Source organism: Brevundimonas sp. R86498 (genome assembly GCF_044598075.1).
GTDB lineage: Bacteria > Pseudomonadota > Alphaproteobacteria > Caulobacterales > Caulobacteraceae > Brevundimonas.
In genome coordinates this window covers 753,684-766,964 of record NZ_CP139004.1, presented here as the reverse complement: position 1 = coordinate 766,964, position 13,281 = coordinate 753,684, and the positions used below count along the sequence as shown (strand labels likewise).

Below are 13,281 nucleotides of genomic sequence, written 5' to 3'. Positions count from 1 at the left end.
GAAGATAGCGGCGGCGAGCGCAGAGGGCGGTGTGTCTGCGGCTGCTCGCTGGTGTGGATCGCTACCTACGCAGAGCTATGGCCGGCCCTCCCACGTGGGCATCGTCGCGCTATGGCCGCTCAAAGTCTTGATCGATCTCATCGATCTCTTTTGAGGGACACGTTGGCTCGAAAACTCCATAATCATCGGGGGGGAATATCCACTGCCTGTGGACTACTGCCCGCAATACGAGTTCTAGACGTAATTCGGCGTTTGGAGGTTTCTGCGAATCGCCCCTCCATACCTCTTGCTTGACCAACGTCATCGTTGATTTTTTCAATGAGGCATTGCGTCCAGTGTTCACCCGAAAATCCAAAGCTGAGTTGCCCGTCCGGGTCGTGCTTCCCGCTCCCGACCCCATGCCTCCGGCCGCGCCGAACGAGCAACCGCACCTTAAGGTCAGATTTTTTCCCCCGGGCATCGATGCCGTCGGTGACAAGCCGGTAGCCATGGTCCCGACGCTGATGATCCTCGTCATCATTCTGAGCGCGTTCGTCGCGCCCGCTATCGGCAAGGGAGCGCTCGGCCTTCGCGACTACGTCGTCAGCTTCGTTTCACAGCCCAACCCGGACGCTAAGTTCGATCCCCCGGATCAGCCCGCCGGATGATCGTCGGCTTCGGGCTTAATGGTTTCCCACGAGGGACCCACCACCGCGCCCAGCCGGAAGGCACTTCCGCCTCAGGCCGGGTCCATGTCCTACGGGAAGTGGTGGTGCCGCTTAGGTGACTCGAACACCTGACCCCCGCATTACGAAATGGACCACCTAACCACTGAGGAACACGGACTTGTACGGTTAAGCGCTATATATCAGTTGGTTAGAGCGCCTTGAACACGGGGGTATACGGCTGTGTAACGGTCCCTACGGGCGACCCTGCTTCCACATTGCTTCCAAATCCGCGTGCTCGTAGCTCCGTCCTTCAGGAGCGAAGATGACCCGAGCGACGAAGCGTATCACCAAATCCCACATAGACCTCGCAGGGCCGGATAGTCGGTTGTGGGACTCGGAAGTTCCAGGCTTCGGCCTGAGGACCACGGCTGCTGGCTCGAAGAGCTTCGTATTCCAGTTCCGCACGAAGACGAACGAACAGGGCCGAATGACGATCGGCAGCTATCCTGCAATGACGGTGGAACAGGCTCGGAAGATCGCTCGCGAGCATCGTGTGGCCGTGGACTGCGGCGGTAATCCCAGTCGAGACCGGCGAGAGTCGAGAGCTGCTGTTACCCTCCGGGGACTGGCCGATCACTACTGCGACGTCTACGGCCCAAGTCGGCTCAAGGTTCAGACTATCAAGGACGCCCGGGCTCTCCTCGACCGCTTCGCGATCCCAGCCTTCGGGGGCCGGAAGGTTAAGGACATCTCGACCGGCGATGTGAGGAAGATCCATACCGCCACTGAACAGGCTGCAGGGCGCTACCAAGCGAACCGGATCCGTGCCGTCTTGAGCCGGATGTTCACGCTGGCGATCCAGAACGAGTGGCGCACAGACAATCCGTGCAAGGGTGTAGAACGGTATCAGGAAGACCAACGGTGGTCCTACCTGTCAGAGACACAGGTGCAGTCTCTTCTGGCTGCCTGCGATCGTCACCCAGATCAGACGCCAGCGAACGCCATCCGGCTGTTGCTCTTCACCGGAGCACGCCTGCGGGAGGTGCTCAATGCGGAATGGGGGATGTTCGACCTCGAACGAGGCCTTTGGATCAAGCCGTCAAGCCACACCAAGACCAAGCGGATCCAGAGACTTCATCTGGCACCTGAGACCGTATCGATTCTCGTCCAGATGAAAGCAGAAGCCGCCGACCAGTCGCTACTGTTCCCTGGTCGGAGCGGCCTCAAGCCTCGGAGCGATCTAAAGAGGCCGTGGAAAGCGATCCTGGCTGACGCTGGCATTGGTCACCATAGAGCGCACGACCTTCGGCGCACCTCGGCAAGTTTCATGATCTCGACGGGCTCCGATCTTGTGACAGTGGGCAAGAGCCTCGGACACACTCAGGCGTCAACAACTCAGCGCTACGCCATGCTGTTCGAAGACGTGCAGAAAGCGGGTGTCTCCCGTGCAGTCGATAGGATGCTCAACCCGTTGGTCTGATGGACAAGACCGATCTTCGTCGGCCACCAAGAGAGAAGTCGTAGAAATCAGCGCGTATGGTCGACCCGGGTGCAGTGGGTCAGCCGCTCTCGGCGTCGGTTCCCTTACCCCCCCCTCCACAGAACGTCGTTTCCAAACACTCGCGGGACCGACACGGACGCACGCCTATTTCGAGCTTTCCGCGAAGCCTTATTGCGTCTTAGGGGCTCAGACGCCGGAAGACCCAGGTCGTGGTGGCGACAGGGGGAGGTGTAAGGATTAGCTGGCGGTATTGTGTTACCGCGCAAAGACCGGACCACTCGTGTGGTCCCCGAAGCGCGAGATTGGACGGCCCTTATCGGACGCGCTCGGCTCGCGAGGTCAGGCCGTGACGCGCACTCGCGTTCTCATCCGCTCGTAGAGCCGAACCTCGGTCTCGAGGGCCATTTCTACGACGACGGCGAAGGCCTGTCTTGGCGCGATATCGGTCGCCCACCCGCCCTCGCAACGCACCACCAGATAGAAGGGGTCGGGATCCTGAGAGTCCCTCACGAAGGTCACGCGGCCAATCTGGACGCTGTTCCTGCCGCGATCGTTTGAGCCGGGCTCCATCTTGCAAGTGAACCGGCCTTCGAGATCCGGATGGCGACCGTCCTCGGTCGCGCGTTTGCGGTAATGATCGAACAAGAGATCCGGAGCGCATCCCCGGTGGAGCTTGAAGCTCATCTTGTTGCCCGCATAGTCGAGCCGGGTGTGTCGGACAGGCGGATCGTAGGCGAGGGATACCTGGATCGAGCGGCGGCCGCCGGTCTGGAACATCTCCGGGCAGGGGACTTCATAGATGGCGAAGTGGTCGACTGGGAGTTCGTCTTCCGCATAGAGCACGACGCGGGCGTCGTCCGAAAAAGCCGCGCGTTCCGTATCGACCCGCCCATGGCCGCAGACGGCCTTCAGGGCGTCATCGCCGAGAGGAGACATCCGCGCCAGAGCGGCCGCGTCCTGACGGGCGGATCCGACCAGAAGGGCGCGCATCAGATTGGCTGACGCCGTGGGAAACCGGCGCAGCACCTGGGCCGCCTTGGAGCCGACCAAGGGCGCCGCATAGGAGGTTCCTGACCCCGTGGTGAAGAGCTGGTCGACATAGCGGTGATGCAGGGTCAGGACGCCGGCGGTCGCCAGACTGTCGCCACCGCGCATGCGCCCGGTCAGGGGGTCGACGATCATAGTGCCCCCGGTATCGACGACATCGGGCTTCACGGCACCGCCGGCTCCCGGGCCCGCGCGGGTGAAGGGCGAGGGTTCGCCCGCCAGGGTGACCGGCCGGCCCTTGACGTCGTCGGCGAGGGTTTCGTCCAGACCCTCGCCATGGGCTAGAGACCCCACCGAGAGAATGTTGAGCGCGCCCGCCGGCTCGAACAGCCGGTTTTCAGGCTCCATCAGATAGTGGGGATAGTCGGTGACCCCCTCATCGAGGCGCCTGCCGGAACGGGGCAGGCGGTTGCCTGCGGCGACGATGATGACGACGTTCAGCTCCCGGGCCAGTTCGTCGAGGGTGGCAGCCCAGGCTCCGACCTTGGCGCTGCGATAGACGTGCTTGTCGTCCGCCAGCGAGGAGATGAAGATCCGGCAACCGAACCGCCCGTTCAGGGTCGTGATCGCCTCGCGCATCAGTGACGGCACCAGGCGTTTGTCGTCGAAACGGCCGTGCTGGTTGACGACCCGGGCCGAGGCCAGACGCGCGACCCTGGTCAGTGCGGGAGTCGCCAGCTGGGCGCGGAGGTCGCCGAAGATCGCCACTCCCGCCACACGGGTTCCATGACCGAGATCATCGGCCGTACCTAGGGAGGCCGGCACGCCTATGGAGCCGACGACGATGTCGTCGAGAAGGGGGTGGGCATTCAGGCCGCTGTCAATGACCCCGATGACCGGGAGATCGTCGCCGTCCGGCTCGAAGGGCGGGATGTCCGCGAGCGTCAGTTGCAGGAGTTCGGCGACCTCCAGATCGGGCTGGGGCGGTCGATCGATCGTGGCAATCTCCTCGATCGTCAATAGGGTCCGGATCAGCGCGCCGATGGCCTCGATCCGGACCATGGTGATCGAGGGGCCGACATACTGGTCGAGGATTTCGCCGCCTCGGGCCTCCACATAGGCGGTGATGTCTTCCAGCGCCCGCGTGCGCTGGTCGCGCCGGCCGAGGTCCCAGAGTTCGATGTCGAGGCGATAGGGATCATCGGCGAGGAAGTCGTCCGGGCTGTTGAAGCCCTCCTCCTTGAGCCGAAGGCCGATCCGGTCGCGGGGCTCGACATCGCCGATCGTCTCGATGCCGCCGATGAAGGCGGCGAAGGAGGGACCTTTCTGGCCCTCCGGCACGCCCAGGCTGAAGGCCTCGAGCCTTTCTCTGAACTCTGTCAGATCGTCGGTCGTCGAGAAGAGCACCAGTGTCCGGTCCGGGTCGGTCGACAAGACCGTGAGGCCCACCTTCTCCCATTCCTGTTCAAGCAACGGCCCGCTCATCTGCACCCGAAGGATCAGGGAGGGGTTAATCGCATCGGGGCGACGTCGACGCTTCTGGGTCTCGATGACGGCGTCGAGCTCGCTGCGGATTCTGGCACCGTGAACAGGCGCATCCCTGACTGGCGCTTGACCGCCCCCGGTCTTGCGGCGCTCCAGCTGCTCAGGCAGGCGTACGAGCCTGAGGTGGTCGTATCGCGCCATCAATCAGGTCTCGGTCAGATCGCGTTCGACAGGCGGTCGTTGCCCGAGCGTCTGCGCTTCTCGTCGGACACCGCCGCGCGGAAATCGTCGAGCGTGGTTTGCTTGCGGCGGCCAATAATCGCCGCCTTAATCGCCTGGATGCAGACCCGCTCGATCTCGGCATAGGAGAAGCCGTCAACGCTCGCGGCTACGCTGCGCGGTTCGAAGGCGACGGAGACATTCTTGAACTTCATCGCCAGATAGCGTTCCGCCATGCGCCGGTCAGGCTTGTCGAACCACACGACCTCGTCAAACCGCCGCCAGATAGCCGGATCCAGCGACTGATCCAGATTGGTGGCCGCCACGAGGAAACCCCGCGGCTGGATCCTGTCGATGAATAGCAGCAGGCTGTTGACCACCCGACGCAGCTCGTTGTGTTCGCCGGTGTCGTCCCGGGACCGGGCCAGGGCGTCGAACTCGTCTAGGAAGAGCACGCATGGCTGCTTCTGGGCGAACTCGAAAATCTTGCGCACATTGCTGGCGGTCTCTCCAAGGTAGGAGGAGATCAGGCTGTCCAGCTTGACCACAAACAGGGGCAGCCCGAGCTCGGCGGCGAACACCTCGGCGCACAGGGTCTTGCCGCATCCCGGAGGGCCGCAAAACAGGAGTTTGGAGCGCACAGGCAGACCGTGCCGGCGAATATCGTCCGAGCGCCGGTATTCCTGCAGCAGCCCGGCAAAGACCCCGGCATTGCGCGGGCTGAGGATCAGGTCGCCCTTGGTGTGTTCAGGCTCGACCCGCTCGACGAAATCGCTCGCGGCGTGCGGGAAGGGGATAAGCGGGGCTAGGGTCCTGGCCTTGTCGCCTCGGGCGGCTCCATGCTCCAGGGTCCGGCGCAGGGTCCGGGCGAGAACCTTGTTGTTCTTGCCCTCTTCCTCTTCAATGATCTGCTCGGCGACCGCGCGAAACTCGTCGTCGCGGCCATAGCTGGCGAGCAGCTTCTTCATCAGTTCGCCGCGCATCGATCCGCCGTGCCTCCCGAGCGTCAATCGTTAACAGAATCGGTCCAGACCACCATCGGCCGAACCGGGTTAATGGGCCATTTACCCACAGAATAGGTCGTGGGTGCGTCAGTTTCCGGGGCAGCGTGGCCCTTTTAGAACCGAGGGGCTCTTGGTGCCGTCGCGCAAACAACGTCGCAAGGAGACTTGCTGCCGCCGGCATCGTGGAGATCTTTTTTCGGGAGCTGGTTCGATGTCCACCCTGAACAGACCCTCACAAGGTCCGCTTTCCGCCCCTGAGCCTGTTTCAGCCACCGATGCAGCGGTTCTGGCACATTGAACCACCGGGCAGAGCGACGCTCGATCTCTGACCCTGTCTCGATAGGTATACCCCGGCGAGGCGTCGATCTGAGACGGGAAGTGCGTCTCGTATGGGTTAAAGCCCGACTTCCGATACAGTCCCGTTGTATGGTCTAGAGCTCAACGAGACAGGAGTTCCGGATGGCCGTGATCGGTTACGCAAGGGTGAGTTCGACAGGGCAATCGCTGGAGGTGCAGGCTGAACAGCTCTGCGCGGCCGGGTGCACGAAAGTGTTTGAGGAGAAGGTCAGCGGAACCAGCCAGCAGGGCCGGGTTCAGCTGGCAGCCGCCCTGGACTATGTCCGAGAAGGCGACACGTTCGTGGTCACCCGCCTCGATCGCCTTGCCCGCTCGATGTCCGACCTTCGCGACATCATCGATCGGCTGCAGGCGAAGGGGGTGGAGTTCAAAGCGATCCAGCAGGGGGCGATCGACACATCCACGTCCGGCGGTCGGCTGATGCTGAACATGCTCGCGGCGGTGGCCGAGTTCGAGACCGACCTCCGGAAGGAGCGACAAATGGAGGGTATCCAGAAGGCGAAGGCTGAGGGGCGGTATCGCGGAAGACCAGCATCGATCGACGCCGGCGAGATCGCAAGGCTGAAAGCGGACGGCTTGGGTCCCACAGCGATCGCGAAGCGCCTAGGGGTGGGTCGAGCGTCAATCTACCGGGTGTCAGCAGCCGCTCTGGCCACCGCAAATAAAACTCACCACAGCCTTGCTTCTTGAAAAAAAGAAGCCTACGCGCGCTCGCCCACATACGCGCAGCGCGCGCCCCCGCCCGCACTCTTAAGAGATTCGAGATATTAGAGCCTCTTTTGTTCTTCTGAACTAATAGACGAAAAGTTGCCTCGCAACCTCCGTCGCGCCTCCGGCACTTCCGGCGGTGGTTCGTCAACTTCTCAACTTGTATTCTAACCGGACGGCGGCTATGATAACGAATACGTCCTGAGGGTTGATCTCCGGGATGAAGCCTGCCTCACCCGGCGTCATCACTTGACGACGGTATACCTAACCCCCTTCCGGGTTTTCCTGCATTGTCCCCCCACATTATTGACCCCTTCCAGGGGATTTCTCCCGGCCTCACCGATGGTGCTGTCTGGAAAGCCTTCGGCGTTGTCTTCAACGACATGAACTTGACGTTCTCCGTTCTGAGCGTGGACCCCCTCACAATCGCTGCTTTTGGCGACGCCTCATTCGCCCTCTATGCCGCCGGGATTGCGTCTGACCGGTATCCTGATCAGGCGAAGCTCCTAATCGTCCGGATGATACAGAACTGCGTCGCGCGTTATACGGACGCGCGCTTCCGTCTCCGGTTTGGACGAGAGCCTGCTCTCGGAGACAGTTCACGCGGTGATCCGACATCCTCTCTGTCCGGCATCGTCTCTGCGGTTCAAGCGACAGTTCGAAACGAGCTGACCAACGCCTTCTCAACCCCGGCGGCGATCGATATCGCTGACTTCTTCGCGGGGTGGCCAGACCCTTTCCCGGCACCAACGGAAGCGATGCTTCGGAAGGCGATCAAGTATGTCTTCGGCGAGGGCCAGATGCGGTGGACTGTGATTTCGACGGAAGCCGGCACATCGGTCGACCCTTGTTACAAGTTCATAAAAGCCAGGTCTGATTTAGAAGCTGCGTGCCCGGCAGATAGGGCGCGCGCCGCTGTGGTGCGTGTAGTCGATGAGCTTGTCCGATCAAATCGAGCAGAAATCGTCGACGCGATTGTGTCTGGCAATCTCAGCAAAGAAATCTTGCGTGCTCACGTGCTCACGTTGCTCGACACGAACATTCTCCACTTTCTCTTTCTGGATCAGGGTGATCTGGATGAGCATGATGAGGATGAAGAAGGGCCCGAGTTGTTTGATCCGGAGCCCAGTCTGGCAGACATGATCGCCAGAAGCCGCAGATCTACTGCAGGGCGCACGGCTTGATCGGCGCGCATGCCATTTCCCGGGGCTGGAAGGGGGGCTGGGGCGCCAACTCGGCCACGGCCTAGGCGGCCCTGCCTTGGGCGGCAAAATCGGCCTCCTGCACGATTTTTTCGGGGGTAAGTCCTTCCCGCTTGCACCACCCTGACAGCCCCGGGTCGTGTCCATGCCGAAGGACGATACAAGCCGATCTGAAGCGACCTAGCCTCGTCCCATGGCGCTCGCATCCAGACTTCGCGTTCTTCCTCGCTCGTCAGGGTGACGGACATGGCCTTCGGATGGACGGCACCGACCTCGGCATTCGGTTCGGTCGTCAGAAAGGCGAACAGGTCGCATGTCTCAACGCCGGTTTTGATCTTGCGGACGCAGGTGTAGTCGCGGACGGGGACGCTGGCGAAGAATGCCAGCGGATCGTCGCCCGGAAGTGTGAACCACGTCCGCTTCCGAATGGTGCGCTGAGCGCAATCACACGACTGTGAGAACGCCGGTCTGCCGTTGGGGAGTGTGGCCAGAGCGGCTGATCAAGCATTTGCAATCGCTGGTTAAAGGACAACGGAGCGGAAGGGCCGGTGTCGTGAGCGGGTCAAGGTTGATTGAATGTGAAGGATTTTGCCACCTTGACGCGATCGGTTGTAGGCGCCCCTTTTGTGGGCTTCTTAAGCGGGGGAGGTGGTGATGCGTGATGTCGGCGTGGGTCTGTCGATCATGTTGGGTCTAATGGCCTCGAGCGCTGCGGCTCAGGAAACCGCGACCTACAGCTACGATGTGCACGGCCGTTTGATCGGCGTCACCCGCGTCAACGCCAGCGGCCCGGACGCCACCTCGACCTATGTCTACGACCCGGCTGACAACCGCTCCAACCGATCGATCTCTGTGTCCTCGGCGCAGAGCGCGGTCGATGTGGTCGCGAACGATGATGCGCCCAAACCCCCGGCCGAAGGCGGAGACACAGTCCTCGCCGCGCGACGAGAGCCCCCGGGCGACGCCTGTTCTCTACCGTCCGACGCCGTGACTGCGCGCGGCATGGGCGGCACCGCGCCGCGCGTGTGCCAATGAGAGGCGGGGCAATGCGGCCCGCAGGCCCTCTCCTCGCCGTCCTGGTCATGGGTCTGACGATCACGACGCCGACTATGTCGCGCGCCCAGGCTCCGGAAATCCCGCCGCCGGTGGCGTTTAACCCCACGGACCAGCGTGGCATCAATCTGCTCAGCGGTTCGTTCACCTACAGCTCGCCGGCGATCTCGGTGGGGCCGTCCGGTGCCGGTCTCAGCTACACCGCCACCTTCGACACCGCGGTCAACGAGTGGCGTCACAGTGTCTGGGGCGGCGTCACCGAGACGCCCTTCCTGCCCGGACCGACGCAAACGCCGATCTTCACCGTCACTCTGATGGGCCAGAGCCGAGTCTTCGCCGAGGACGGCCTCGGCGGCTATATGAATATCGAGGGCACGGGTGCGCTCACCCGGTCAGGCGGAGACTTCACCTATACGGCACTGGATGGGACGGTCGCGTTCTTCGGCGGGCCTTCGACCTACTCACCCTATACCGCCAACCGCGGGCTCATCACCACCCTGACCCGGCCGAACGGCGAGGTGATGACCTGGACCTACGATTCGGCGACACAGATTCAATCTGTGACCAGCAACCGCGGCTATCAGCTGCATTTCAGCTACGGGTCACAGGGCGGCGCGCCCGCAACCACCATCACCGCACTCAACAACGCGGTGGACGCCTGCGCGCCGACTGCCAACAGCTGTACCTTTAGCCGAACCTGGCCTCAGCTGACTCTCTCCCAGACCGGTACTTCGACGGTCACGGAGCGCCGGGTGACGGACTCCCTCGGCCGCACCACTCGTCTGCTCAGTCCGGGAGGCTGGGTGTCCGGTGTTCGTCGTCCGACTCTTGGCAGCGGGCAGAACGTCACTCTAGGCCGGACCATCAATCCCATAAGATACAGCAGCTACAACGACGGTGCCGGGACGTGGGGCTACACCTATGTTCGCCCGCCACTCCCGCCCATCCCTCCGGTGGAGGAGATCTACACGACGACGGTCCGAAGCCCGTTGTTCAACAACACCGTCGTGGAGATCACATCGACCCAGAGCCTGGACTTGGGGATCAGTGACTATCGACTGAACCGGGTCACGTCGGTCACCGACGCGCTCAACGAGGAAACCACCTACGCCTATACATTCGTTGGGGATCTCGGGATCGTGACCCATCCCGAAGGGAATGTCGATTATTACGGGTACACGTACCGGGGCGACCTGGCGACGGCGACCCGAAATCCGAAGCCCGGCTCGCCGCTCAGCCCCACCACGGTCACGGCAGTCTATGGCGACTGTTCGACCCCGGTCCTCTGCGGCCGTCCAACCGCCATCATCGACGCGCGGGGGGCCCAGACCGATTATCAGTACGCGGCCCACGGCGGAGTGACCGTGATGACCGAGCCGGCACCGACCCCCGGAGCGGTACGCCCCCAGACCCGTTACGCCTATACAGCCGGTCAGGCCTGGTACAGGCAGAACGGCTCGGCCTCGATCACGGCTGCACCCACGGGTATCTGGGTTCAGACAGAGGTCTCCGAGTGCACGACCACGGCCAGTTGCAACAATACGGCAGGCGAGATCCAGACCACGACCGCCTACCAGAGCGGCAATGCCTCGAACGCCTCGAACATCCTGCCCCTGACCATGACCTCGGGCTCCGGCAACGGTGCCCTGGCGGCCGTCACTACTATGACCTACGACGCCAACAGCGACGTGAAGACCGTCAACGGCCCCCTGTCGGGCACGGCGGACACCACCTGGTTCGCCTATGACGCCATGCGCCAGCCCCTGGGTCAGATCGCGCCCGATCCGGATGGAAGCGCGAGCCGCCCCTTCCCGGCGACTCGTACCGTCTATAACGCCGACGGCCAGCCGACCTCGGTCGAGGTGGGGACGGCCACGGCCCAGAGCGAGGCGGCCTTCACCGCCATGACGGTCCTTCAGCGTGTCGACAGCGTCTACAACGCCCAGGCCCGCAAGATCCGCGACACGGAGTATGGTGGCTCGACAGTCTACGGTGTGACCCAATACGCCTATGACACGGCAGGTCGCCCGACCTGCACGGCACAGCGGATGAATCCCGCGACCTGGTCGTCGCTACCGGCCTCGGCCTGCACCCTGGCGACGGCCGGCACGTTCGGTCCGGACCGTATCAGCTTCAACACCTACGACGCCGTCGACCGGCTGCTGAGCACCCGGACCGGCTATGGCACGCCAGAGGTGCGCACTGTCGTAACCCAGGCCTGGACGCCGAACAGCCAGAGGGACTGGGTCCAGGACGCCAACAACAACCGCTCGGACTACCTCTACGACGGCTTCGACCGGCTTTCGATCTTCTACTATCCGGTGGCCAGCCCCGTGGGCGCGCAGGCTGCAAATCCATCCGACTTCGTCGCCTACATCTACGATGAGAACGACAATCAGACCGTCAGGCGTACTCGCAACGACCAGTTCTTCACCACCACCTATGACGCCCTGAACCGGCCGACCCTGATCGACGCCCCGGCCAACGTCGGTGACGTCACCTACAGCTATGATCTGCTCGACCGCCGCCTGACCGCGACCCACCCCGGGATCGCGACGGTCACGACCGCCTGGGACGCGCTGGGCCGTCTGGTCAGCGAGACCGGCCCGCTGGGAACCTTCACCATGGCATACGACCTTGCCGGTCGCCGCACCCGGATGGACTGGCCGGGGTCGCCGACATTTTTCCTGACCTACGACTGGAATCTGGACAACCAGATGGCGGCGATCCGCCAGGGGACCTCCACCCAGATCATCGGCTTCCGCTATGACAATCTGGGCCGCCGCGATCGGCTGACACGCGGCAACGGTGTCACCACCAGCTACGGCTACGACGGCATCTCGCGCCTGACGAGCCAGTCGCTCAACTTCCCCGGCACCACCTGGGACCAGAGCTGGGGCTTCACATACAATCCGGCCGGCCAGGCCATCACGAGGACCAGTTCCAATGCCCTCTACACCTGGTCGGCTTCGGCGGGCTCTGTGGCGTATCCGATCAATGGGCTGAACCAGACCGGATGGAACGGCGCACCGCTGCCCTACGATCTGAAGGGCAATCTGCTGGGCGATGGCGTTCGGGCCTTTACCTATGACCAGGCCAACAAGCTGCGCGGCGTCAGCGGACCGGCGACCGGGACCCTGACCTATGACCCCCTGGATCGACTGTCGCGGCTGACGGGTACCCAGGGCGCGACCTATGCCTATGCCGGGTCCGACGAGATCGCCGCCCTGGCCAATACGGGCAGCGGGCTGAACAACCGCTTCGTCCGCGGCCCCCGTGCCGACGAGCTGCTGGTCAGCTTTGCGGGGACGTCGGGGACGCTGGCCCCGGTGTGGTGGATCAATGACCCGCAGGGCTCGCCCATCGCCGTCACCCAGCCGGACGGCACCACCGGCGGTATCTGGACCTATGACGAATACGGCCAGCGCGGCCCGTCGAACGGCCAGCGCACCCAGTACACCGGCCAGCTGTGGCTGCCGGACTTCGGTGTCTACCACTACAAGGCCCGCGCCTATCACCCGGGGCTGGGCCGGTTCATGCAGACGGATCCCATCGGATACGAAGACGGGATGAACCTGTATGCGTACGTCGCAAACGATCCGGTGAACCGGACAGACCCAACGGGGATGTTCTGGCAGGACAGGCCCCTGACGAGATGGCCAGTGCCGGGCTACCCACGATTGACCGAGCGCGACTCATCTAGAGGGCAGGGCAGCGGCGAGTATGGGGCGAACCGTTCAGGCGGCAGGTCTCATGAGGGGATTGATATACAGGCCCCTATAGGCACCGACGTGGTGGCTGCTGGTGATGGCACCGTCTACAACATACAGCCAAATCCCAGCTCATCTTATGGCAATCAGGTTGTCATCGACCACGGTGAAGGAATTTACACCCAGTCCGCGCACCTCGATTCCGTTGACGTTAAACCGGGTGACCAAGTTTCTGCCGGTGACACTATTGGGGCTGTTGGGCGCACGGGAAATACCCCGAGAACGGCCGATTCCCACCTGCATTTCGAGGTCCGAACGGGGCCTGGTCCGACCGCGCCGACCCGAAATCCGGAAGACTACCTACCCGATCCGCGACGTGATTTGAGAAGGCCTTCGTACGATGAGTAA

At 63.0% G+C, this 13,281-nt stretch carries 8 protein-coding genes; 6 read left to right on the top strand and 2 right to left on the bottom strand.

Going from position 1 to position 13,281, the window contains the following annotated elements; genetic code table 11:
• The first annotated feature begins 290 nt into the window (after nucleotides 1–290).
• Nucleotides 291–647 (top strand): hypothetical protein, encoded by a 357-nt coding sequence (locus SJY26_RS03880; protein ID WP_396594838.1) that lies wholly within the window; start codon nucleotides 291–293, stop codon nucleotides 645–647.
• Between the two features lie 322 nt (nucleotides 648–969).
• Nucleotides 970–2,127: a tyrosine-type recombinase/integrase gene (locus tag SJY26_RS03875; RefSeq protein ID WP_396594837.1), complete on the top strand. Its 1,158-nt coding sequence runs from the start codon at nucleotides 970–972 to the stop codon at nucleotides 2,125–2,127.
• Between the two features lie 360 nt (nucleotides 2,128–2,487).
• Here SJY26_RS03875 and SJY26_RS03870 read toward each other — a convergent pair whose 3' ends face one another.
• Together SJY26_RS03870 and SJY26_RS03865 are read right to left on the bottom strand one after the other, a co-directional pair.
• Nucleotides 2,488–4,821 (bottom strand): S8 family peptidase, encoded by a 2,334-nt coding sequence (locus tag SJY26_RS03870; protein ID WP_396594836.1) that lies wholly within the window; start codon nucleotides 4,819–4,821, stop codon nucleotides 2,488–2,490.
• A gap of 14 nt (nucleotides 4,822–4,835) precedes the next feature.
• Complete coding sequence (locus tag SJY26_RS03865) at nucleotides 4,836–5,807, bottom strand: AAA family ATPase (RefSeq protein WP_396594835.1); 972 nt, start codon at nucleotides 5,805–5,807, stop codon at nucleotides 4,836–4,838.
• 495 nt (nucleotides 5,808–6,302) lie between these two features.
• Here SJY26_RS03865 and SJY26_RS03860 point away from each other — a divergent pair, with 495 nt between their 5' ends.
• The 4 genes from SJY26_RS03860 (at nucleotide 6,303) to SJY26_RS03845 (ending at nucleotide 13,281) form a co-directional block, all read left to right on the top strand.
• On the top strand, nucleotides 6,303–6,890 hold the full coding sequence (locus SJY26_RS03860; protein ID WP_396594834.1) for a recombinase family protein: 588 nt from the start codon (nucleotides 6,303–6,305) through the stop codon (nucleotides 6,888–6,890).
• A 308-nt stretch (nucleotides 6,891–7,198) separates the two neighbouring features.
• Complete coding sequence (locus SJY26_RS03855) at nucleotides 7,199–8,092, top strand: hypothetical protein (protein ID WP_396594833.1); 894 nt, start codon at nucleotides 7,199–7,201, stop codon at nucleotides 8,090–8,092.
• Nucleotides 8,093–8,764: 672 nt separating this feature from the next.
• On the top strand, nucleotides 8,765–9,145 hold the full coding sequence (locus SJY26_RS03850) for a hypothetical protein (protein ID WP_396594832.1): 381 nt from the start codon (nucleotides 8,765–8,767) through the stop codon (nucleotides 9,143–9,145).
• An 11-nt stretch (nucleotides 9,146–9,156) separates the two neighbouring features.
• Entirely contained in the window at nucleotides 9,157–13,281 is a 4,125-nt protein-coding gene (locus SJY26_RS03845; protein WP_396594831.1) for a peptidoglycan DD-metalloendopeptidase family protein, read from the top strand.